Origin of the sequence: Candidatus Stoquefichus sp. SB1 (genome assembly GCF_001244545.1) — a bacterium.
GTDB lineage: Bacteria > Bacillota_I > Bacilli_A > Erysipelotrichales > Coprobacillaceae > Stoquefichus.
Genome location: NZ_LN852695.1, coordinates 690,056 through 714,197, shown reverse-complemented (window position 1 = coordinate 714,197; position 24,142 = coordinate 690,056). Strand labels below are relative to the sequence as shown.

Here is a 24,142-nt window from a genome sequence, read left to right as displayed (position 1 = left end):
AAGAAGGTGGGGTATAATCATGCATTTTAATATTGATTTTGAAATAAGCTCTTTAGTCATCTTATCTATTTTGATTATCTACTTTTTCATAAAAAGACAACATGTTCAAGAAAGAAGTAAAATTTATGCTCTTTATCTTTTACTTATTTTTTTTGATATTGTTTTAGATATTTTAACTGTCTTGAGTTCATATTATTCCCACATCATTCCTCATAGTATTGACTATTTACTAAACTGGTCTTATCAATTTCTACAAATCATTTTACCAGTGATCTTTTTGACATATATTATTACTTTAACACGTTTTCATTACAAGAAAATCATTTGGATCTTCTATTTGCCAACTTTTATAACTTTAGCTTTCTTATTTACAAACCCCTGGTCTCATGCTATTTTCTATTATGATGCTATGAATGTATATACTCAAGGTAACTGGCAAATTTTACTTTATATTAATGGTGCGTTTTGTATGTTAGCTGGTTTAGTTATTTCAATTTTTTATAAAAAAAAGATGGACAAATATCTCTTTGTCACAATCTTGAGCATTACACTGATTACTGTTATTGGATTACTCATTCAATTCTTTCATCGTGAATTATTAATGACTGGTATTGGTTTAGTCATGTCATTATTGATTTTATATTTTAGTTTTGAAAATCCTGATTATTTTACTGATGCACTTACTAATACAATGAATCGTAATGCGTTTATTAGTGAATTAAATAATATGTATTTATTAATGAATGAATTTCATCTTTTGGTTATTTCAATTGATGATTTTAAATCAGTCAATGATATATTTGGGGTTGATAGTGGCGATATGTTATTAAAAAATGTGGCTCAATATCTTAAGACAGTAACACCACATCAAAAACTATATCGTACTAATGGAGATATTTTTACTTTAATTATTCCTAAAACACAGTTAACAGAAAAAATCTTAAAAAATATTCAAGATCGTTTTCAGGAACCTTGGTTTATTAATCATATGAATATTCATTTAAGCATATCTATTTGTTTGCTTTATTCAAAGCTATACCCACAAGATCCTACTCAACTCATTAAGATGATTGATTATGCTATTATTGAATCTAAAAAAAGAGAACATGGTCATCTGATAAGAGTTGATGAAGCTGTCAATATGGCTCTTAAACGCAAAACAGAAATAGAAAAAGCAATTCATCTTGCGATTGAGAACAAGACATTAGAAATGCATTATCAGCCTATTTATTCACCTATTGAACAAACTTATACTTCTTTAGAAGCACTTGCAAGATTACATATACCAGCATATGGGTATATTCCGCCAGATGAATTTATTCATTATGCTGAAAGCAATGGCTCTATTATTGATTTAGGGTATTTAATTATGAATGAAGTCTTTGATTTTATGAAGCATTATCAATTTCAAGATATCCAAAAAGTTTCAATCAATCTATCAGCGATTCAATGTATGCAGGAAACTTTTGCTGATGATGTTATTCAGCTTTGTCAGCAAAAAAATGTAAATCCTAAGCGGTTATGTTTTGAATTAACTGAAACAGCATCAATATTAGAACAAAATATATGTATTGAAAATATGAAAAAGCTAGTTGATTTTGGAATATGTTTTTCACTAGATGATTATGGCACTGGTTATTCATCTATGCAATATATTCTTAGTCTTCCTTTTCAAATTATCAAGATTGATAAAACCTTATTAAATACCGCTTTGACAAATGATAAATCTCAAATTATTTTAACAACAACTTTATCTATGTTTCAAAAATTAAATTATCATATTGTTGTAGAAGGGGTAGAAACTCAGGCACAAGCCCATTTTTTAAGCAATCTTCAAGTTGATAGCTTACAAGGATACTATTATTCAAAACCTTTACCAGCTAATGAATTAATTCATTTTATTAAAAATCATACATAGTGACTATTCTCCAATTTTCCATTGATGTTTCGTCATATTAACACAGCCATTGTTTTTAAATGTAATTCCTTCATTTAATAATAATGGCTTTTGTTCTAACCAACCAGGGACTAAACGCCCATAACTATTAACAACACGATGACAAGGAAAACGTCCATAATATTCAGATAAACCTAAGACTTTTCCAACTAATCGTGCATTTTTATCATGACCAGATAATTTTGCAATTTGACCATAAGTTGCAACACAGCCATAAGGAATTTCATTCACAATAGATAAAATCTGAAAAATAAATTCTTCATTCAATGTGCTCATCTTATCGTCCTTTTTTACAAATCTTTTCATGGACAATATGGAGACCTTCTAATTCTAGCAATTTGATTTTCTTATCAATTCCGCCAGCATATCCAGTTAAATTCCCATTTGATCCAACAACACGATGACAAGGAATAATAATAGAAATAGGATTATGTGAAACTGCTCCACCTACTGCTTGTGCTGACATTGTTTCACGCTTCATTTTTTGTGCCATCTGGCTAGCGATACTCCCATATGTAACGACCTCTCCATAAGGGATTTCACAAAGAATTTGCCAGACATCTTTTTGAAACTTACTTCCTCTAGGGGCTAAAGGAAGATTTGTGATTGATGGCTTTTGCTGATTAAAATACTGATCTAACCATTGTTTTGTTAAATGAAAAACATTCAAATCATCTTTTTCAACCAATTCTTCATGTAATTGACCTAAAAAATATTTTTGATTATATAACCACAATCCAATAAGTGCTTGTCCGTCACTTGCTAAAATCATTTTCCCAATGGGTGAATCATAATCTGTTTTATATATCATTTAAAAGCCCCTCCTTATCTAAAATGGTATGTTGTTTTAACCATTTAGCCACACCATCTTCATCATGATGCCCTATAACATCAGTTGCCATTTGTTTCAATTCCTCTACTGCATTACTCACTGCATAACATTCATCAGCAATTTGAAACATATCTTGATCATTATATCCATCACCAAAAACAACAACATGATCACATTGATAATATTCTTTTAATTGTTGAACTGCATTCGCTTTAGATGCTGATTTTGGCATAAATTCTAGCCATTGTTCTTGAGTATAAATATCTTTTTGAAAAACACAGTGATATTGATCTTGATATTTTTTATAAAAAGGTAACAATTTTTCATAATCATCAATACAAGTAATATAGAAAATATTTCCTTCATATAATAAACCTTGTTCTAAAATAGGATTCATTCTTGAATCTCCACTACGTGTCATAACAAAATTCATAATGCCTTGACTTGACTTTTCTTCTACAAATGAGAATTTTTCCTGATTATCAATATATGCATAAACAATCGGATAAATATGATTTTCAAGCAATTCATCTATTAATAATTTGATATCCTCACTAAAATAATGTGCTTTAATAATTTCACCAGTAACATTATCTTTAATGAAAACACCATTATATACAATCAATGGTATTTTAGCATTAAGTCCTTTTGTGACCTTTTGCGAAGTATGATATGATCTAGCCGTTGCATATGAAAATAACATTCCTTTTTTAACACATTCATTAATAATCTGATTAGTATAATCAGATGTTCTCTCATCACTTCTTAATAATGTTCCATCTAAATCTGATACATACAGTGTTTTCATTTTATAGCTCCTTTTTCATACTTTTAAGATACGCATCAATAAATTTTTGTGATGGTGAGTATAAATATTCTGGTAATTCATCAAGAGAATACCATGCCCAAGCATCTTGCTTATCTTTTTCCATAACCTGTAAAGTTCCTTGACACTCTTTAGCAATAACCCAGATTGTTACAAAATGTTTATTTGGCTGAATATCATCTATAGCACCAAATACCATCATATCATCAATATCCAAATTCGTTTCTTCTTTTACTTCTCTTTGTGCACATTCAAATATCGTTTCATTATATTCCTGTTTACCTCCTGGCAAACACCAACTATCCGGTTCATAAATACCGCCTGTATCTTGACCATTCTTCACACGATGTCCTAATAATATGTGATGTTCTTTTAAAATCATGACACCTATTCCAACTTTAATCATTTCATTCACCATGATCACCTCTCCATTATCTTACATGAATCATATTCTTCAATCAATATAAAAACTGAATTCTGCAATCAAATTCTAAATGCTATTTTAAAAATCCAGATAATGCTATTGACAACTTTCATCAATAACTACCAGCCATTTCAACTCATTCAAAGTTTTTCAGAAAAGAAGCTGTTGAATTATTCCAAAGTGATGATTATATTCCTTATATGGTTTTATCTATTAAAGCGGGTGGCATTGGTTTAAATTTAATAAAGGCATCACATGTCATTATCCGTATGTTTATCTGTGAAGGAACAATTGGAGAAAAAAATGATCAACTCTTAGATATGCTAATTATGAGAATCATTTAGGACGTAATAAGAAATACATTAAAGCTGAAGTTATTTTTGATTTTGGAATTGAAGAAGGCTATATTTATGGTGATATATCTGGAAGTGGCAGAAAAATCTATCATGTTAAAATAACAACTGATTCTATGGACCCTGTGATTGGAAGAAAATTCAAAAAGCTTGTGGACATCATATTGATTCATTAGAACAATTAATATCAGGGATATTTTTCAATCAACTAAAAGATATTTTCTTCATTCAAGATCATGGTCTCTTCCCATCACCATCGCAAATTCAAATTTATTGTGACTGTCCTGATTATGCTGTGTTATGTAAACATGCTGCATCTATTCTTTATGCTACCAGTATTATTTTAGATAATGATCCTTCTTTATTCTTTAAATTAAGAGGCATTTCAATGGATTCACTTATTAGTAAAGCATTAGGTGAAAATGTAGATGATTTGATAGAAAAATCAAAACAGAAATCTAAACGTATTCTTGAAGATAAAGATTTAAAGACTTTGTTTCAATTAGATTAAAAGCCAACAATTGTTGGCTTTTAATCATTTAGATAATTCAATAATGCGATCACATTGTTGAGAGATATGATTATCATGTGTCACAATTACAACTGTTTTCCCTTGATAACACATTTCTTTTAAAATATTCATAATATCTTGTGCATTTTCATGATCAAGAGAGCCCGTGGGTTCATCACATAAAACAATCGGACTATCTTTAATAATAACTCTTGCTATTGCAACGCGTTGTTGTTGTCCTCCTGACAATGTATAGATCTTTCTATTTTCATAATTTGCTAATCCAACTTTCTCCAACGCTTCTTTTATACACTTCATTTTCTCTTTCTTTTTCATATCTTTATATTCTAAAGCAATTTTCAAATTATCTATGACACTCATAGAATCTATTAAAGCAAAATTTTGAAATAAATATGAAATCTTAAATCTTAACGTCATAGTTGCTTCTTTTGATTGAAAAACAATAGGTTGCCCCTCAATAAGTACCTCACCTTCATCAAAATCTTCTAGCAAACCAATAATATTTAGAAGTGTCGTTTTTCCACTCCCACTTTTACCAACTATCGCATTCATACTTCCAGTCTCTATCTTCAAATTGAGATGATTAAATATTATATTTTCACCATAAGCTTTACATATATTTTTTACCTCTATCATAACGATTCTCCTTTTAAAATTGATGATGTATAATACTCTTTTGACCTCTTTATTTTTATGACAAAAAGCGTAATCCAGTATAAAATTGCGAACATAACAAAAAGTAAAACCATTAATATATGATACTGTAAGAAAATTAAGGCAAATGCAATGAAAAAGAACATACTTAAATTAAGCAGAAAATAACGATCATATTGTTTTAATAGAGAAAAACCATGTAGTTTTTTTACAGCAATTAATTTTTGATTTATATTAACATAGCAATAAAGTCCTTGATAAATAGCCTTACCCATCAACACTATTAACAAACCAATAGTTAAAATCAAACATATTGTTGTTATCATTTCATTATTATTTAAATCCGCCATGTCATCGTAAGCAGATATAACCTGGACTGGGTATTTTTCTAATCCATATTTTTTAAGTACAGATATCACTTCATTTTTGTCCTTTGCTTTTATTTTTAATGGATTTCCTTTATATCCCATTATCCGATCATAGTCTATATCATCACCATTATTTTCTGTACGAACTGCAACAACAATATTTTTTAAACTATTGGTATAGTCATGAATAACTCTTGAATTATAACTAAAAAAACTTTGTTGACATTTATAATAAACAAAAATAACATCATCATTTTTTTCATAACCTATATTTTTAATATCTTCTGCCAGTCGTACTTTATCATATTTATCATCATCTGGAACTAAAAGCACTTGTCTTTCTTCTTTTTCATCAATACAAATAACTTTTCCTTGACTATTTACAATTTTGTTAACTTTAAGATATTCATTATTGACAATAGGAATCCTTGATTGATAATAATATCCCTCTTCAATACTTCCATCATCAAAATAATCATTAAAATCCGCATATATTGTCCCTTGATGGCTTAATTCAATAAATGCTTTTTTACTATTTTTTAACCATTCTGATTGGGCAATTGATTCATCTCCTTCTGTTTGTTGAATAGTAGGAATAATATAGTAATTTTGCATAGTTTCCCATTGACTAGAATTATAAATTCTTGCCATAATCGATTCAATATAGGATGTTGCATTCATAGATAACATAATTCCAACCATAATCAAAAGAGCCATTATGAATTGATTAAAATATAAAAATGAATCAGAAATACTCTTCCCTTTTAAATATTCACCTATTTTCACATGAGAAAAAATCAATATCGCTACAGAAGCAAAAACAAAAATCAAAACAATTGCTATAATCACCATCTGATAACTTGTCATTAAAAATTGTATAACATCATCATTTAACTTTTGAGTCATAATAAATGTCAAAAAAGTATATCCTGGAAATAAAATACAAATACAAGTCATTAATAACCGCGTTATTTCATCTAACCAAATATCTCCATGTGAAAAACCACACAGTTTTTTAACTGAAAATAATTTATATTTTTGATACATATCATAAATAATGATTAATAATAACAAAATTGTGAATGAAATCATAATCAATATTGCAAACATTGAATAATCCATTGTATTCATCTCATCATTAACAATATCAATTTGAGTGTCTAAAACATTTTCCAAAGCCTCTTTAATTCTTTTTGATTGAGTTTGATTACATACAATGACTGCTTCACCATTTACAGAATGCTTCTCTACAATATTGTCTAATGGCTGAATATCCAGACTATATTGTGATTGTAATAAATCAATAGATTGATATCCATTAATTCCCAATTTTTGAAAGTAGTCTTGACTATTCGTATAAATATATTTATGATATTTGTTACTCTCATTTTTAGTAAAAAAGATGCTAGAATGATATTCATCCATAACACCCTTAATATGACTTAAAACATTTTGAGAATTTTGTGTCTTAATATCTTGTCCAATCTGAATTGTCATTACATTTTCAAACTGCTTTTCTGCATATATTTTATTTTCAAAATCACGAATCCCTGCCTGTGCAAATTGAGGAACAAATAAAACAATTGTATAAATAGCAACCAAAATTCTTAATGTTTTTTTCATAGATTCTCCTAATTAATCATAACCATAATTCGAATGGTTTGAACTATACCCTCCCCATGATCCTGGAGATGATGCCTTAGCCCATACATTTTTATTTGCATAAACCCTATCACTGTATTTATCATTCATCATTGCATTTGCGTAGTGTCGTTTTGTTTTATGCCAATAATAAACATAAAAATTCGTTCCCACACCTTTTTCCCATTTCTGTGTTGATGTATCAATAGCAACTAAAGCATTTACATTTGATACTGCCGTTATCAACGTCATGACAACTGCGAAAGATGCAATTATTTTTTCTTCTTATAGAGAAAACATACTATAAAAAAGAGTAATTAAAAATCATATTGTTGTTAAACGTACAAATATGTTCTAAAGTGCATTTTTTCCATCAAATATTATGATTTCACTAATTAATTGTTCTTCTACATGATAGTTAATAAAACCATCATATTTTTCTATTATCTTATTCATATTTACCAAACCAATCCCATGATTTTTCTTATCATTTTTAGAAGTCCTATAATTATATATATCTTCAATATTAAATTCATTCGAAACACTATTTTCTAATTTTATTGCTACACTATTTTTACTTGATTTTATTGTTATTGTTATTTCTTTACTCAATGATTGTTTAGCAGCCTCTATTGCATTATTCAATAAATTATAAAACAATGACACAATTTCTATAGATTCCATCTTTATTTCACGTTCTGTGTAATCATGAATTTCAAATCGTATATTATTATCCTTTATATGATTATATAATTGCATAATAACAGCATTAATCATATCATTATTTGTCAAATGGTCATTTTGCATTTCAGATATTTCTTGATTAAAACTTTTAAGATAATCATTAAGTTCACTGTAATTCTTATTATTCAATAAATATTGAACAGTTGCCAAATATGCACTTATGTCATGTTTAAACTTTCTAAGATTTTCATAATTTTCTAAAATTGACTGATAATAAGTTTCCTGCATATATATTATAGAATCTTTTTGTGAGTTTTCATTTTCTAATCTTATTTTCATTTTTTCATGAGATGTATAAATTAAGCAATATACTATACTTGCTAACCACAAAATTATAGATAACATAAGATTAAAAAAAGTGACTCTTCCAAATATAATATTGTTTCTATTGAGAAAAACATATAATGAAAAAACAAAAAATAATAGTGTTATTATATTTAATGTACCAATAAGAGGTCTTGTTCTTAATATTTCAACAATTTTCATCTTTTCTACTAAATAGACTAACACTATAATAAATAGATATATTAATATTTCTGCAATAATTTGTATAACTTCATTTTTCCCTTTAATAAAATAATACGGTATAAAAGTAAGTGTAGATATACTTATAATTGACATCAAAGCACTAAAAATACGTTTTATTATATTTTCATTTATCAATAGACATAAAAATATGAAACCAACCAAAAAATTTCCATAAATATATTGAGAGAAAGTGACATTGAGTATACTAAACATCAAAATTATCAATCCTATTTTTATTTTAGAATCAATTCTCTTATATTCTAAAATATGTATTATAAAAATAAGATAAGCAACGAATTCAATAGAGTATTTAAACACATTAATAGTAATCAACATTTCATTGAGACCCCAACATATATTCAATATATTTTCTCTTTATCTCTTTAACATATCCCCGTCTTATCTTGATACACATATTATTATCTAAAACAATACCCTTGCAACTAATAGATACAACATGCTGAAAATTAATAATATATGACCTATGCACTCTTACAAAAATATCCTTTCTTAATTCATTTTCAAATTCACTTAATCCTTTCCTTATCATTATTTCATCCGAGCAACCAATAATCGTGTATATATTATCTGATTTTAAATAATATATAGATTCAAGATCTATATACTCATTGTTTACAAGTATTTTATTTGCATAACTTCCTAGTTCATATATTTTTTGAATATATTCATCTAATAATTCAAGTTGATCTTTTTTGACAAACCCATAAACTTTATCTCCAAAAGCTCTTAGCATGTATTTATCATAATTGGTCACGAATATAATTCTTGATACATATTTTGGAAGGGATTCTTTAATCTCTATTCCAGAAAACTCAGGCATATCTATATCTAATAAAAGTATGTCAATTTTTTTAGGATAATCTTTTAATTCATTATAGTTTCTATATACTTCTATTTCGATATTCATATTTAATTTGATTGATAAATTTGAAATATGTTTATAAAGTATTTTTTGCCAAACTTCATCATCATCTAGTATACCTATTCTCATCTTTTCCTCCAGAAATAATTAGTGCTCTTATACTATCATATGAACTATTATATTTCAACAAATCAAACAAAATCACATAAACACTCCTTATTCTTATAAGTTTTTATTTATTATGAGTGTTCTGATTATGTTGTATTATATACTTTAAAATAAGACGTATTTCAATGAATTCACTTATGAGTAATGAATTTAAATGATTTGATAGAAAAATCAAAACATGAGTCAATATGTTCTTGAAGATAAGAATTAAAGTCTTTGTTTCAATAAGATTAAAAGCCAACAAAATTGTTGGCTTTTAATCTTATTGATAAATAATAAAATATATTATTCTGTACGAAGTGCTGTAACAGGATCTTCCTGAGCCGCTTTTTTAGATGGAATTAATCCTCCTATCAATGTTAAAATAACACTTAAGACAATCAAAATAACCCCACCAGCAACTGGTAATGTCGCACTTACATCAACGTTACCAGCAATTTCATGGATAAGCATATTACTTGGAATTAATAATATCAAAGTAATCACAATTCCTAAAACACCTGCTAACAAGCCAATAATAAATGTTTCTGCATTAAAGACTTGAGATATATTTTTCTTGGATGCACCAATTGCACGTAATATTCCAATTTCTTTTTTACGTTCAAGAACACTAATATAAGTAATAACTCCAATCATAATTGAAGAAACAACTAATGATATTGCAACAAAAGCAATTAAAACATAACTAATGACATTAATAATATCTGTAACTGAAGACATAAGAGTTCCCACATAATCTGTATATGATATCACTTTATCTTCATCTACTTTTTTCATATCTTCATTATAATTATCTAAAATATCAATAACTTTCTGCTTATTTTCAAAATCCTTTGGATAAATATTAATACCACTTGGTTTATCAAAATCAGCATATCCTAAATTTTTCAGATTTCCATCATAAGATGATGTTTCTGTTGTCATTAATGACATCATTAATTCTGATAATTCATCTGTATCCATATTCATTTTAATGGCTTTACCAAATGCACTGGCATCAATTTTAATCGCATCTTGCATACTTGCTGCTAAACTTCCCATTTGTTTAGTCATCTGAGCACTGATTTGTTCTTGCATTGATTTTGTAATGGTTGACATATATTGTGCCATAATTGTTTGCATTTGTTTTTGCAGTTGAGTCTGGAATTGTTCTGTTAAACCACTTTCCTGTAAAAGTTTTGTCATTTCACTTTGAATAAGTGATTGAGCAGATTCTGTTTGTAAATATTTCATAAAATAGCTATTCATTTCATCTGGATTCGTAAATCCATTATCTTTAACATATTGTTGAAATTGAGTCATAATATTTTGACTCATGGCATTAACTTGTTCTTGAGAAATATTAATCTTCATATCTTTAAAGATACTGTTAAAATCTAATGCTGGTAATGTTGAAGTATCTAATTGTAATTGACTTAAATCAAGATTACCCATATCAAATTTTAATTTACTTTGATCAAATGTAAAAGCTTTTTGAAGCATTTTAGCATCAACTGTAAACAATGAATTCATATCTAATTTGTTATTTTCTTTACTGCTAAATTCTTTACCAGTGAAAATATCAATATTTGTATTTTCTAATTGTTTTTGAACAATTTCACTTGATTTGGCTTGTTCAATGACATGTGTTGTTAATGTTGCAGGATAACCAATTCCTGTTTTTAACATTGTTGCTGAAGCACTTTCTGTTGGTTGAACAACCCCAACGATTTTTATATCTTCTCCATTTTGAATAAGATTTTTCATATATTTTTGATCATCTGTTTTATCTTTATAAACATTATATGACTTATCATATTGATAATAATCAGTCGCATTCACAAGCTTAAATGTAATACCCAGCATATCATTATAAGTAAATGATTCTATATTATCTGGAACATCAACATCTTCTTCCTTAGAAAACTGCTGAATCATCTTTTCTAATTCAGAATAATCACGAAGTCCTAATGTATATAACATAAAATCATTAATGTTTCCATTTTTTGATAAAACCAATACACATTCATTATAATTGCTAGGCCATCTTCCTGCTTTCATATCATATTGATCTTCATATAGTTTTGCATTACTAGGCATTTGATAGAAAGTATCTGTACTCATCATTGATGACATCATACTATTACTGCTTGTTGATGAACCAAAACCTAGAGATGAAAATGATTTATCAGGATTGACTTGTCTTACATTATTTGTATCAGCACTATATATTTGGGGAGCAATATTGTAAGTATATTCAATTGAATTTGTATTCTTAGCTATATCGCTTTTACCACTATCAAGATATTCCTTTAATGATGTTAAATCATTAGATCCAATCTTAGAAAACATATTGGTAATCATTTGTGAAACTTGGATTTTTGTATCATCTTTTTCTTTTTGATGAGGATTAACATCCGTCATCATAGAAGTAATATCAAAACCAGAACTTTGAATCTGTAAAGGATATTCAGATAAAGTTTCTTCTTCTATTGATTGAATATATTCATTAACTCCATTTGAAAGAGATAAGATTAATGCAATCCCAATAATTCCAATCGAACCAGCAAAAGATGTTAAAATGGTACGCGCTTTCTTAGTTTTTAAATTATTAAAACTTAGCAACAGTGAAGTCATAAAAGACATTGAAGATTTTCCCATGTTTTCATGTCTTGGTTTCTCTAAATCATGTTCACTTACTTCATATGGATCTGTGTCACTACGAATTGTTCCATCACGCAATTCAACAATACGTGTTGCATATGTTTCAGCTAGTTCAGGATTATGTGTAACCATAACAACCAAACGATCTTTTGCAACATCTTTTAATAATTCCATAACCTGTACACTGGTATCACTATCTAATGCACCTGTTGGTTCATCAGCCAAAAGAATATCAGGGTCATTAACTAAAGCACGAGCAATTGCAACACGTTGCATTTGTCCACCAGACATTTGATTTGGCTTCTTATGTCCTTGATTTCCTAATCCAACTTGCTCAAGTGCCTGTTCTGCTCTTTTACGACGTTCTGCTTTAGAAATACCTGATATCGTTAATGCAAGTTCTACATTCGCTAAAACTGTTTGATGCGGAATTAAATTATAACTTTGAAAAACAAATCCAATCGTATGATTACGATAAGAGTCCCAATCACGATCTTTATATTTTTTAGTTGAAATTCCATTAATAATTAAATCCCCTTGATCATAACGGTCAAGTCCACCAATAATATTTAAAAGCGTTGTTTTCCCTGATCCACTAGGCCCTAAAATAGCCACAAACTCATTATCACGCAAATTCAAACTCACTCCATCAAGTGCTTTTTGAATTAAATTCCCTGTTTTATATTCTTTGTGTATATCTTTTATCTGAAGCATTTGTTTGCCTCCTTTTCTATTTGTATATATTATAGTCCTTGTTTTTTGAATACAAGATGAACATATTCATTTTATGACTTTATTTTTGAAATATTCTTTATATAACTTACTCCATCATTCAATAAATCATCATATCATCTCAATATTTTCAAAAAAACCATATAATACATATGAATATGAGGCAGTTAAAAACATAATAACAATGTTTATTTCATCATTTTTTTAGCTTATGAATAAATTCTAAGATATACTGATGCAACTGTTCTAAAGCTAGTTCTTCAATAGGATAATGACCACCATTTTGAAGTTCTTTTATTGTTATAGGAACGTTTTTAATTCTATTTAAAAATGACTGACTTAAATGAAGTGGTGTCCATCGATCATTTTCAGGTTGTGTCAATAAAATAGGACAGACTTGAAAATCTTCTGGTTTTATTGATGGAAGATAAGTCATATATGAATAAATAAACTTCATTGGAACACTATTTCCAGCTGATGTTTTATCTGCGAGCATTTCTTTTAAACAATTTGTATCATTACATAATGCTGACATTTTAGAACAAATTGACATTTTCATTCGCATTCTTCCTAGTCCTAATTTTACTGAAATTCCTGCTAGAGGAGTTCCCATATGTGCCCAAAAGAGATTGTTTGTTGTTTCATTTCGGACTTGTTGATCTCTTTGATCAAGAAATGTCATTCCAATAATACCATCTACTCTTTGATTCTTACATGCTATATGATATGTCTCCATTCCTCCAGCTGATAAACCATAAAGGACAATAGGACGCTTATCTTTTGATAATTCATAATCAATATAATCACTACCTAGTTGTACCCAATCATCATAACTCACAGTTTTTTTCGCATTCACTTCTGTCATACCATATAAAGGCATATCTATAGCAATCACTTCAACACCATCATTTGATAGAGGATATCCAATAATAGTACTCATTTGTCGACCATTTGTTCCTACACCATGAAATAAAATGATTTTTGTTTCTGCTTTTGGGTTTCTGTATGTATCTAAATGAACACGATGACCATGCCATAACCAATATTCTTCTTTAGGTAATGTGTCTTCTGTCAGATGATACTTTTCAGGAAGATAATTCATAATCTTTTTCCAATTTGTTTGTTCTGAATAATTCATATATTTCGCTCCTTTAATTTTATAAGTTTAAACATGTAAACGTATGTTGTATGAAATAACATCTCTAATTATTGAGATGTTATGAACTCTGTTCTATATCATTTTCAATAGATGCAACCAACTCTTTTAAAAGATTTAAAGCTTTTTTTAAATCTAAACGATAATATCTTTCTTTCCCATCTTGACGTACAGTCACCAACTTAGCATCTAATAGAAGTTTTAAATGATGAGAAACTGCTGGCCGAGAAAGTGATAATTGTTCAGTTAATGCTGAAACACTCATTTCTTGGTTTTCAAATAGAAGTTGTGTAATTTCCCGTCTTCTTTCATCTTGTAACATTGAAAATATTGGAGCACACTCTTTCATATAAAGCATTGTCTTTTTGCTCATAAGAACTCCTTTCAATATAGGTTTATATGTTTAAACATATATTATCATCGTTTCTACCATATAACAAGCATTTTTTACTTACAATCGTGACTCTGACTTTGAAATTACTTTTTCATTTGCCATAAACGAAAAACTTGTTCAACTGTATTTATCATATTTATTTTTGCTTGTTCTTTATCCAATGCTTCTTCTAATGTCATAATATTTCTTAAAATCGGAAAAAACGCATCAATACCATGACGGTTACACTCATGTGCATCCTCAGTTACACAACCGGCAAAAGCAATAACAGGGATATGATATTTTTTAGCAAGTTTAGCAACTCCAATAGGTGCTTTTCCCATAGATGTTTGAAAATCTAAACAACCTTCCCCAGTTATAACTATATCTGTATTTTGTAAATAAGATTCTAAAGCTGTTTCTTGTAAAATCAATTCAATTCCTGATTGTAATTTTCCTGACAAAAAAGTTGAAAAAGCAAACCCTAAACCACCAGCCGCACCACTACCAGGCAGAGTCGCATCTGATGATGGATAATATTGTTTTGTTATGATGGAAAGATGATCTAATAGCCGATCCAATTCTTCTACCATTTCTTGAGTGGCACCTTTTTGTGGGCCATATACAGCACTTGCACCTTGCTTCCCACACAATGGATTATTCACATCACAAGCTATCATGAACTCACATTCTTTAAGAACATCTAAAGCATGTTGCTGATCAATTCTTTTTAATTTTTTTAAACCTTGTGCTCCTAGTGGAATGGGCTGATTATTTTCATCTAAAAAATCAAATCCTAATGCCTGTAACATTCCAACTCCACCATCATTTGTTACACTTCCACCTAAGCCAATAATAAAACGTCGATTTCCTTTATCAATAGCGTCTTTAATAACTTCACCAACACCATAACTTGTTGTTAACATTGGATTTTTCTCTTTTTCATCAATTAATGTTATGCCAGCAGCACAAGCCACTTCAATAATAGCAGTATGACTTTTTGGAAGTATCCCATAACTTGCTTTGACACTTTTACCTAGTGGACCACTAACAGTAATTGTCTCTAGCTTTCCTTGACATCCTTCAACAAGTGCCTCAACACTACCTTCACCACCATCAGCTAAAGGTCTCACAACAACTTCAACATTTCGGTCTACTCTTTGAATTCCTTCTTTAATGGCATTTCCAGCTTCAATTGAACTTAAACTGCCCTTTAATGAATCAATTGCAACAACTACTTTCATGACATTACCTCCTTACATCTTTATCATAGCATAACATTTTTCACTTCATGAATCATATTCTTTCAATTTTAGAAACGAGAATATTATATTTCGTTTATTCAATCAATAACAATACACTGCAGATAATGGATATAAAAAACTTAATTTGATATTTAAATCAAATTAAGTTTTTTCAACTAGATTCCATTTTAATTATCAGCAATAATAAATGAATTAATTTCAGTTGCTATAGTCTGCTTTCCACTACCTGTAGTGTTTTGAATAATATCATATCTTAACTGATACGTTCCTACAGATATATTATCATTCAATTGTACAGAGATTGTTTTATAGATTGACCAAGGTATTTCCTGATTTGTAATGTCTTTTCCTGTTGTCACATCTTTAACATTAGCTATATAATCTGCAAAATCAACCTCTTTATATATACCATTTTCTTTCTTCCATAGCGTTAGTTTCGTTTTTATATCTGAGGTAGAGGATGAATTATCTTTTACACGGATCACATCATAAGTAAGTGTCTTATCTGTGCTATCCTTTGTAATAACCTGTTTGCTTTCATCCTGAATAGTTGATTTAATTGAATAACGATCATCAGTTAGTTTAAACTTATAAATGATGTTTTTACTGCTTAATGTTGCAAATGGATAATTTGCCATTGCACCAGTAACAAGAGAAATTTCCAACTTATAATCACCAGCAGATACATCACCCATATTACTCATGATGACATAAATATCAGAACTTGTTGCAGTCAGACAATTTGCTAGAATAATCGTTGCACTATCTCCACTTGTTGAATAACGAGTACCATTGCTTTGTATCAGCCAGCCTTTTGGAATTGGCAACACGGTTCCAGTGATCATATTCGTCAGCTTCAGTTGTACTTTCGCTGCCATCTGCATATCAGTTCCTGTTGTATCCGTTCCAGCACCCTCTGTTGCTGTTGCAGTTGTATTCAGATTGATTCCAAAGGAACCATTCATTCGATATGAAGGAATCGCAGTTTCAGTTGCAGAACTGTTATCCTGTTGACTATTCAGATCATATGTCCTTGGATCACCTTTTACAGCAAATCTTAATTTCTTTTCCGATGGTGATCCATTCGAATAAGTGGATTTAAATGTTACTAAAAAGTCATTATCATTATTACTAACATCTGCAAAATCAAATACAAAAATGAAATTTGACTTTGTAATGGCTGATGTAGGAATCTTATAATACTCATCTGTACCATTCTTTTTAAATTTGGTTAATTCTACAGATGTATTTCCTGCTTCTTCGGTATAGTTATAATACACTGGAGTGCTTCCACTTTTATCTATCATCAATACCTTTGTTCCTTTAGGAAGTGTTGAATATCCTCCACTCGATCCATTTGTTAAAACAAGTTCATATTTTGAAACAGATTTTGCAGTATCCGATTTCTCAGCAAACTGTGCTGTAATAGAACTTTTACCCGATACTGTAGTCGCAATCTTATCACTTGCAGTATCATAGTTATAAGACTGTTCTCCTCGATCATAGGTCTTTCCTTGTGAAACAAGAACATTAGAATATGTCTGTGTCGCTTTCTTAGTAATGTTCAATTTTACTATGATGGAACCCATCTTGACTTCAGATCCATCTGTCTGCTGGATGATACGATCAATCGTGAATGTCACTACAAGAGAATCAGAATCAGTTGAAGTTATACTTTCAACATTATATAGTTTTATATTAATAATAGGTTCCTGAGTAGGATTTACAAGAGAACGCATATCCAGACTATTATTTACAGATAAAGTCGTATCTGTCTTATAAGGAATAACTGATTTCGTCGCACTATCTATATATCCTGCTTTGACTTGTTCCAGCCAACCAGTCTGTCCAGTTTCAATGCTAAGTCCTATCGTATTCTGATTACTTGACGAAGTGATTTCATCAGGATTGACGATCGTGTATTTATCTCCACTCATTTCGACACTACCTGGATCAATTCGATAGATGGATCCATCTGCTGACCATGTTTCTTTAATCTGTACTGTTTTTCCATCAGCAGGTTCATCAGAAATGACCATATTCCTTTCTACATTTTTAATAGATGAACCTAACAACCAGTTTCTCCATGATGTGGAATTTGTAGTAGGTGTAATGACATCCCCTTTCTTAAGCTCAGTCTGATCAACAAAGTTTTCTGCTTCTGCGACAATGAAGCCACTATTTGTATTATTAGTTTCATCACTGTAATAACTACCCATGACATAGACACCCTGTGCGTCCTTATCAAGAGATTGACCATCTATATAGTATCTTCCTAATTGCGCAAAACCTTTCACATCTCCATATCCCGGACGGCTAACATCTTCATTTATTCTCAATTCGATATGCTGTCCCTGCTGTACATAGAGTCTATTTCCTGTTGTATCGTTATTAGCCTGTTCAATCGTTTGTAATGAGCCATCCTCGTTCTGGCTTTCAAATCCCATAACCAGATTGACTGGAGTTTGTAATTTCAATAGACTTCCACCTTTTAGTATGAGATTATCAATACGATTTAATGAATAATCAATCGTCGTCACTAAGTTAGCAGTATCCTTTTCTCCAATCAGTTCGATATCACTGTTTATGATTTTCAGAGTTGTTGCACGTTGAATAGATTTATTTGCATTGCTTGTCAATGCTTTATAATCTTTGATTTCAATGGTTTTATCTCCATTGGTAACACATTTATTTCCATCACCAAAGATGCTCTTTTGAATATCAACTTTTTTATAGCCTGTACCACCAATTTCAACTGTTGCAGTCCCCATTACATAGGGATCAGAGGCATCAAAATCTTTTCCTGTTGAAGTGGTATTCCCGCCACCAAACACAGTGCCATAAACAATAAGACTTTTCTCATCACCTTCTGGAAGTACAGCGCCTTCAGGAGCCTTGACGACATAGCTTCCAATATGAAGAAGTGTGTTGCCTTCAACTTTGGCTTGATTCGATCCGCCAAAAACATTACCTGTCGCATCATCATTGGTACTTATACCAATCGTACCAGATGCTAAATCCACGTGTGTATTACCAACAACTTTCCCCTGATTTCCTCCGCCATAGACATTGCCTTTGACACTATTAGATACATATACCCATGTATTGCCTTTAATGACCGAAGTCGCACCAAGACCACCGCCATAGATGCTGCCTTCCACTGGCCCATGAACCACAAGCGTTGCATTGGTAACTGTACCTTTTTCACTACCACCATAAATATCTGTGACTTTCGCAGAAGCTTCTGTCTTGGTATAAGATTCATTGACGGTTGTATTTTGACCTTTACCACCGCCAAATACAGTGGTGATCGTACCATCAATATATATCTTTGAGCTTTGAACAGTACCACTATTGTTACATCCTCCATACACATTTGTGATTGAACCCATTGTATTATTCAAATTGATAACTGTATTCTCCGCTTGTGCTTTGTTTCCGCCACCATAGATATTCGTCAGTGTTCCTCCAGTTACTGATATTGTATTCGTCTTTGTTGTAACACCTCGTTCGCCACCGCCATAAACACTATCGATTGTTCCGTTTTCTATAGTGATATTAGGATTAGATGTGATGGTTCCATTATTGCCATCATTAGATGCACCACCAAAACCTCCACCATAGATATTTGTAATGGTTCCTCCCTTAACTGAAAGTGAAGGATTATCTACATTGCCTGATGAATTTGATCCTCCATAAATATTTGTTGCGGTTACTCCATCTTTTACATTAAGAGCTACAGTACCGGTTACACCTACTGCATTTCCTCCAGCAAATGCATTATTCACAGTACCACCATTAAGGTTAACTGTAGGATTTTCTACCTGCCCTAGATTACCACCACCAAATACACTACCTGTTATTTTACTTCCAGTTTCTACATTTACGATAGGATTACTTGTTGTTGTATCAGCACCATAACCTCCACCGTATACATTTTCTGCTTCGCCTTTGATAGTGACAGTAGGTTTATCCATAGTTCCAGAATTATTAGAACCACCATAGATATTATTAGCCTTAGAGCCAGTAGATGCAATGACTGCAACAGTACCATCAACACCCACTTTATTTCCACCGGCAAAAGCATCATTAACGATGCTTCCATCATCTAAAGTCACAGTTGTTCCATGTGTGATACCTTCTTCTCCACCACCATAAACACTGCCTGTGACATGACCTCCTGATTTGATTGTAACACTAGGAGTATTAGTCGTTGTGGAAGAACCTTTACCACCACCATAGACATTCGTAACATAGCCACTGATATTGATAGCAGGAGATGTAACTGATCCAGTAGAATTAGAACCACCATAGATATTACCGATGCTATTTGCTTCATTCGTAGTAACATCTATCTTTGCTTCTCCAGTTATATCTTTACTTTCAGTAGGAGTTGCATTACCACCTAAGAATACATTGTCAGCTTTACCTGCAAGGTTCATAGATAAACTACCAATAGATCCAGAAGAGTTACATCCACCATATATATCCTTAGCAAATGAACCTGTACTAGATTCTATCTTAACAGCACCTGAGATACTTGCCTTATCGGAACCGCCAAAAACACTATTTGCTTTACCGCCAGCGATTTTAATATTAGAAGCACCTACAGCACCTTCTTCAGCACCACCAAAGGCATTCCCTTTAATATCAGCTCCTGTATTGATATTCAGATTTGCTGTAGTTACAGTAGTACCACTACCTTTGCCTCCGGCGTAAACATCATTTGTAACTGTACCTTCTATATTCACATTTGACGTTGTGGTTGTTCCTAAAGCATTGCTTCCGCCATAGATATTACCATTGATAACAGGAGAACCTTTTACCGTTATATTTGAAGCAGATACTCCAATCTTATTTCCACCACCATATAGATTTCCCGTTTCCTTTGCTGTAGTATCGCCTATCTTTCCACCCGATATATTTATGAAAGTAGTATTCGCTTTTCCTTCCTCTCCACCGCCATATACATTTTCACTTATTATTGCACTTGATGATATATTCACTGTTGAGTTTCCTGTGACATTTGTTAATGTACCATTACCTGCTCCATAAACATTTGATACTCTTCCATCAATATTGATGATTATATTACCTTGGTTTTGAGTTCTATAGAAACCACCACCATAAACATTTTTCTCTATAATTGCATTATTTTCTATTATTATATTAGTATTGCCAATTATCTGAGCAGTGTATTTATCGCTTCCTCTTCCACCTCCATAAATATTTCCCTTAACGACACCGCTTTTTATAGTAATATTAACATTACCATCTTTTGTGCTACCTAAATTGCATCCACCATAAACATCACCATAAATTTCTCCACCATACATGGTAAGATTTTTATCACCAACAAGAGTGATTCCTGTTGAACTACCCGTAATATTATCATTACTTCCTAAATATAAATCTTTAGTCAATATAGCTCCATCATAAATACTAATATCCACGCCATTGCTTTGACCTATTTTTGTAGAGCCATCACCAGAACCTAAAAAAACAGTATCAGTGATCTTTCCCCCATGAATTTCAATAATCGTTTTCTTCTCAAAATTAGCATAATTAGGTTGTGTTGGTCCTCCTCTTATTCCATCTATTACACCACCATACATGATTAACTTATTACTATAATCATGTCCTGTTCCCTTTATTCTTCCACCTCTTGCCCCTTGATACATGCTTGCACTTCCTGCATATACATATGTGTTTGCTGATCCATTTACTGTACCATTATTTATATTTTCACTCCCAAGATTACCATAACCACATCCAGCATATATATATCTTACACTTCCTCCAAATAAATTTATATTGGCATCACCAGTTATAGTACCTGCATATCCACCGCCGAAAATATATCCCCAATTACCACTATAAATGTCAATATTAGTTTCATCAAAAACGTGACTTGTCGTATAACCACCACCTACAATAGATATATAGTTCACATTTGATACATTTTCACCTATAACAAGATGATACCCCATCATAAAAAGTGCATTAGTTTCATAATGTTGTAACGCAGTTCTAGTTGAAGATAATATGATATTATCAAATTTCAAATCTGCATGCGCTACTAATGCTGCTGTCGGAGATTTATTTGCTCCATTAGTTATTCCTGTATTTAAAGTAACAGGATTTATTTTATCTAAAGAGGTAATAGCGGTAGCTTTATCGCCTAATTGAGTAACACCACTAAAACTATAGTTACTGCATAAAACTATTTTATTAGTATCTATTGTACCCGTACTTGACAATAGATTATATGCTTCATTTATTGTTTTCACTGCTGTCTCGGGTGTTGATCCATCACCACTAGAAGATATCGTACTATCCACATAAATAACTGTTTGTGTATCCCATTGGGCAGTTAAAGTGATTGACCCTGATTCTACATTGGATAAAGATATTGTAATAGGATCATATGAGTGTACAATATCTCCATCATTTATTGCAGTACCATCATTCCTAATTGCAGTAACATTTGTTAAACTTACTTTCCATCCTGTAAACACTTTGCCATCTGGATGAGTAAAAGTGTTTTCTTCTGGCTTATAGTTATCACCATCTTTAAGATCTTTGTTTTCAATAATACCAGTTCCACCTTCTCCTGCATTATATGTCACTGTAATAGGAGTAAGCGAATTGATACCATTAACTGCTTCTGTTGTTATTTCATTTATTTCGGCAGCCGTTCTTAACTTTGTTTGTCTTGCGATTGCTATCTTTGCTCTAAAGAAGCTAGAAGTATCCTTTGCCTGCACCTTTCGTTCATAGGTAAGAGAGGTTGCATTATCTATATCTTCCCATGCCGCATCATCTTTCTCATCCTTACTATTGATCTGCCACTGTACCGATAAGACATATCCTTCTGCTTGTTCTAATGGTTTCTGTGTATTTCCATCAATTATACTATAAACAGATACATCTTCTTTTGCCTCTGTCTTAATCTGAGGATTGATGCTCCACTCTGTATTCCACTGAGATGTTAATGTGATTTCATCTAAATTATCTGTAATTGCATATTCTTCCTTAGGCTGCACTATTTGGTTATCTATGCTCCAGCCCTTAAATGTATGTATCATATAGGCATCATCAGGTACTGGTGATTCGATTCCATAATTTGGTCGATTAGGCACAATCAGTTTGCCATTTTTAACTGGAAGATGTTGTGTGATGATATTATCAAGCTTCACTGTCAAAAAACGATCTGCTTCAATATACCCTGCATTCTCCGAAGCTGTTCTAAAACTTTTATTTGTTTCTTTCGCTTTATATCCACCTGTTTGATTTGGAAAGAAGATGTCTTTTCCTACTTCTTGTTCTGTAATTGTTTTGATTTCCATTTTACCGGAAGTCTGAGGAGTTTTATTTTCATCTTCAACTTGAGATGTTTCCTCATTATTCACATTAGCTTGATCATCGCCTGCAGGTTCAGTTGAATCCGAAGCGACGTTTTCTGCATTCTGTTGAACATTAGCATTTTCATGAGATGTGTCTTCACTGTTTTGCTGTTCTTGTTCTTTCTTATCTGCTACTGGTTCCTCAGCATTATCTTCTTTCGTTTCTGGAATCGGTACAGTAATATCTGCTGATGTAAACTCATTTGTAATATAGGTAAATGCTGGCGCTGTCTCTTTGCTGTAGCCGCTGAATGCATAGTCTCCTATGCTGGTTATTGTCTTAGGAAGCTCCAGTTTATCGTTCAGATTTTTACATCCGAAGAATGTATAATCACCGATAGACGTGATACCATCCTCGATAACCAAACTAGAAATATATTTTATGTTATCAGAGAAGGGCATTGTTGTTTCTGTATAATCTTTAATATCACCTGTTCCACTGATCGTTAATTTACCATCCGATGTTAATGTAGCTGTCACATTCCCTTTATCCACACCAATATCATAGGTTGCAATGACATTGTCCTGCGTATGAGCCAGTACATAGTCATTACTCAAAAACTGGATCATCATTGTTCCTACAATAAAGAGAGAAATAAATACTTTTAATTTATGTAATACGTCCTTTTTAAATTTTAATTTCTTCATATGTTCCTC

The 24,142-nt window shown here is 31.0% G+C and carries 17 protein-coding genes; 3 read left to right on the top strand and 14 right to left on the bottom strand.

Annotated features, from left to right (window positions below; translation table 11 throughout):
* Window positions 1-19 precede the first annotated feature (19 nt).
* On the top strand, window positions 20-1,918 hold the full coding sequence (locus tag BN1865_RS11515; protein WP_050637384.1) for an EAL domain-containing protein: 1,899 nt from the start codon (window positions 20-22) through the stop codon (window positions 1,916-1,918).
* Window positions 1,919-1,921: 3 nt separating this feature from the next.
* Here the strand turns inward: BN1865_RS11515 and BN1865_RS11510 are convergent, their stop codons facing one another.
* From BN1865_RS11510 to BN1865_RS11495, 4 genes are read right to left on the bottom strand one after another with little or no spacing between them, the layout of a single operon-like run.
* On the bottom strand, window positions 1,922-2,233 hold the full coding sequence (locus BN1865_RS11510) for an MGMT family protein (RefSeq protein ID WP_050637383.1): 312 nt from the start codon (window positions 2,231-2,233) through the stop codon (window positions 1,922-1,924).
* Between the two features lies 1 nt (window position 2,234).
* Complete coding sequence (locus BN1865_RS11505) at window positions 2,235-2,768, bottom strand: methylated-DNA--[protein]-cysteine S-methyltransferase (protein WP_050637382.1); 534 nt, start codon at window positions 2,766-2,768, stop codon at window positions 2,235-2,237.
* On the bottom strand, window positions 2,758-3,597 hold the full coding sequence (locus BN1865_RS11500) for a Cof-type HAD-IIB family hydrolase (RefSeq protein ID WP_050637381.1): 840 nt from the start codon (window positions 3,595-3,597) through the stop codon (window positions 2,758-2,760). Before BN1865_RS11500 ends, BN1865_RS11505 begins: the two co-directional genes overlap by 11 nt.
* Window position 3,598: 1 nt before the next feature.
* Window positions 3,599-4,033 carry a nucleotide triphosphate diphosphatase NUDT15 gene (locus BN1865_RS11495; protein WP_232780383.1) on the bottom strand — a complete coding sequence of 145 codons (435 nt, stop codon included), beginning with the start codon at window positions 4,031-4,033 and terminating at the stop codon, window positions 3,599-3,601.
* Between the two features lie 206 nt (window positions 4,034-4,239).
* Here BN1865_RS11495 and BN1865_RS18435 point away from each other — a divergent pair, with 206 nt between their 5' ends.
* Together BN1865_RS18435 and BN1865_RS18430 are read left to right on the top strand one after the other, a co-directional pair.
* Entirely contained in the window at window positions 4,240-4,383 is a 144-nt protein-coding gene (locus tag BN1865_RS18435; protein ID WP_157844125.1) for a hypothetical protein, read from the top strand.
* 148 nt (window positions 4,384-4,531) lie between these two features.
* The gene (locus BN1865_RS18430; RefSeq protein WP_082189979.1) at window positions 4,532-4,903 is read left to right on the top strand and encodes an SWIM zinc finger family protein; all 372 of its coding nucleotides are present in this window, start codon (window positions 4,532-4,534) and stop codon (window positions 4,901-4,903) included.
* Between the two features lie 24 nt (window positions 4,904-4,927).
* Here the strand turns inward: BN1865_RS18430 and BN1865_RS11490 are convergent, their stop codons facing one another.
* From BN1865_RS11490 to BN1865_RS11445, 10 genes are all read right to left on the bottom strand, one after another.
* Window positions 4,928-5,560, bottom strand: a complete 633-nt coding sequence (locus BN1865_RS11490; RefSeq protein WP_050637380.1) for a putative bacteriocin export ABC transporter — start codon at window positions 5,558-5,560, stop codon at window positions 4,928-4,930.
* Complete coding sequence (locus BN1865_RS11485) at window positions 5,557-7,569, bottom strand: hypothetical protein (protein ID WP_050637379.1); 2,013 nt, start codon at window positions 7,567-7,569, stop codon at window positions 5,557-5,559. The genes BN1865_RS11490 and BN1865_RS11485 overlap by 4 nt, the downstream gene beginning before the upstream one ends.
* A gap of 12 nt (window positions 7,570-7,581) precedes the next feature.
* On the bottom strand, window positions 7,582-7,860 hold the full coding sequence (locus BN1865_RS11480; protein WP_255351765.1) for a lactococcin 972 family bacteriocin: 279 nt from the start codon (window positions 7,858-7,860) through the stop codon (window positions 7,582-7,584).
* Between the two features lie 81 nt (window positions 7,861-7,941).
* Complete coding sequence (locus BN1865_RS18425; protein ID WP_198527277.1) at window positions 7,942-8,676, bottom strand: sensor histidine kinase; 735 nt, start codon at window positions 8,674-8,676, stop codon at window positions 7,942-7,944.
* 520 nt (window positions 8,677-9,196) lie between these two features.
* Window positions 9,197-9,871 (bottom strand): LytR/AlgR family response regulator transcription factor, encoded by a 675-nt coding sequence (locus BN1865_RS11470; protein WP_050637376.1) that lies wholly within the window; start codon window positions 9,869-9,871, stop codon window positions 9,197-9,199.
* Window positions 9,872-10,195: 324 nt separating this feature from the next.
* Window positions 10,196-13,267: an ABC transporter ATP-binding protein/permease gene (locus BN1865_RS11465; RefSeq protein ID WP_050637375.1), complete on the bottom strand. Its 3,072-nt coding sequence runs from the start codon at window positions 13,265-13,267 to the stop codon at window positions 10,196-10,198.
* Window positions 13,268-13,481: 214 nt separating this feature from the next.
* Window positions 13,482-14,423, bottom strand: a complete 942-nt coding sequence (locus BN1865_RS11460) for an alpha/beta hydrolase (RefSeq protein ID WP_050637374.1) — start codon at window positions 14,421-14,423, stop codon at window positions 13,482-13,484.
* A 79-nt stretch (window positions 14,424-14,502) separates the two neighbouring features.
* Window positions 14,503-14,814, bottom strand: a complete 312-nt coding sequence (locus BN1865_RS11455; protein ID WP_050637373.1) for an ArsR/SmtB family transcription factor — start codon at window positions 14,812-14,814, stop codon at window positions 14,503-14,505.
* A gap of 104 nt (window positions 14,815-14,918) precedes the next feature.
* Window positions 14,919-16,058: a glycerate kinase family protein gene (locus BN1865_RS11450; RefSeq protein WP_050637372.1), complete on the bottom strand. Its 1,140-nt coding sequence runs from the start codon at window positions 16,056-16,058 to the stop codon at window positions 14,919-14,921.
* A 188-nt stretch (window positions 16,059-16,246) separates the two neighbouring features.
* A complete protein-coding gene (locus BN1865_RS11445; protein ID WP_050637371.1) occupies window positions 16,247-24,133 on the bottom strand; it encodes a leucine-rich repeat protein in 7,887 nt (2,628 codons plus the stop codon).
* Window positions 24,134-24,142 lie beyond the last annotated feature (9 nt).

What these genes read in the sequence shown, in the direction of transcription:
- BN1865_RS11515 (WP_050637384.1), top strand. Translation starts at nt 20, where the DNA reads ATGCATTTTAATATTGATTTTGAAATAAGCTCTTTAGTCATCTTATCT.
- BN1865_RS11510 (WP_050637383.1), bottom strand. Translation starts at nt 2,233, where the DNA reads ATGAGCACATTGAATGAAGAATTTATTTTTCAGATTTTATCTATTGTG.
- BN1865_RS11505 (WP_050637382.1), bottom strand. Translation starts at nt 2,768, where the DNA reads ATGATATATAAAACAGATTATGATTCACCCATTGGGAAAATGATTTTA.
- BN1865_RS11500 (WP_050637381.1), bottom strand. Translation starts at nt 3,597, where the DNA reads ATGAAAACACTGTATGTATCAGATTTAGATGGAACATTATTAAGAAGT.
- BN1865_RS11495 (WP_232780383.1), bottom strand. Translation starts at nt 4,033, where the DNA reads ATGGTGAATGAAATGATTAAAGTTGGAATAGGTGTCATGATTTTAAAA.
- BN1865_RS18435 (WP_157844125.1), top strand. Translation starts at nt 4,240, where the DNA reads ATGGTTTTATCTATTAAAGCGGGTGGCATTGGTTTAAATTTAATAAAG.
- BN1865_RS11490 (WP_050637380.1), bottom strand. Translation starts at nt 5,560, where the DNA reads ATGATAGAGGTAAAAAATATATGTAAAGCTTATGGTGAAAATATAATA.
- BN1865_RS11485 (WP_050637379.1), bottom strand. Translation starts at nt 7,569, where the DNA reads ATGAAAAAAACATTAAGAATTTTGGTTGCTATTTATACAATTGTTTTA.
- BN1865_RS18425 (WP_198527277.1), bottom strand. Translation starts at nt 8,676, where the DNA reads ATGTTATCTATAATTTTGTGGTTAGCAAGTATAGTATATTGCTTAATT.
- BN1865_RS11470 (WP_050637376.1), bottom strand. Translation starts at nt 9,871, where the DNA reads ATGAGAATAGGTATACTAGATGATGATGAAGTTTGGCAAAAAATACTT.
- BN1865_RS11465 (WP_050637375.1), bottom strand. Translation starts at nt 13,267, where the DNA reads ATGCTTCAGATAAAAGATATACACAAAGAATATAAAACAGGGAATTTA.
- BN1865_RS11460 (WP_050637374.1), bottom strand. Translation starts at nt 14,423, where the DNA reads ATGAATTATTCAGAACAAACAAATTGGAAAAAGATTATGAATTATCTT.
- BN1865_RS11455 (WP_050637373.1), bottom strand. Translation starts at nt 14,814, where the DNA reads ATGAGCAAAAAGACAATGCTTTATATGAAAGAGTGTGCTCCAATATTT.
- BN1865_RS11450 (WP_050637372.1), bottom strand. Translation starts at nt 16,058, where the DNA reads ATGAAAGTAGTTGTTGCAATTGATTCATTAAAGGGCAGTTTAAGTTCA.
- BN1865_RS11445 (WP_050637371.1), bottom strand. Translation starts at nt 24,133, where the DNA reads ATGAAGAAATTAAAATTTAAAAAGGACGTATTACATAAATTAAAAGTA.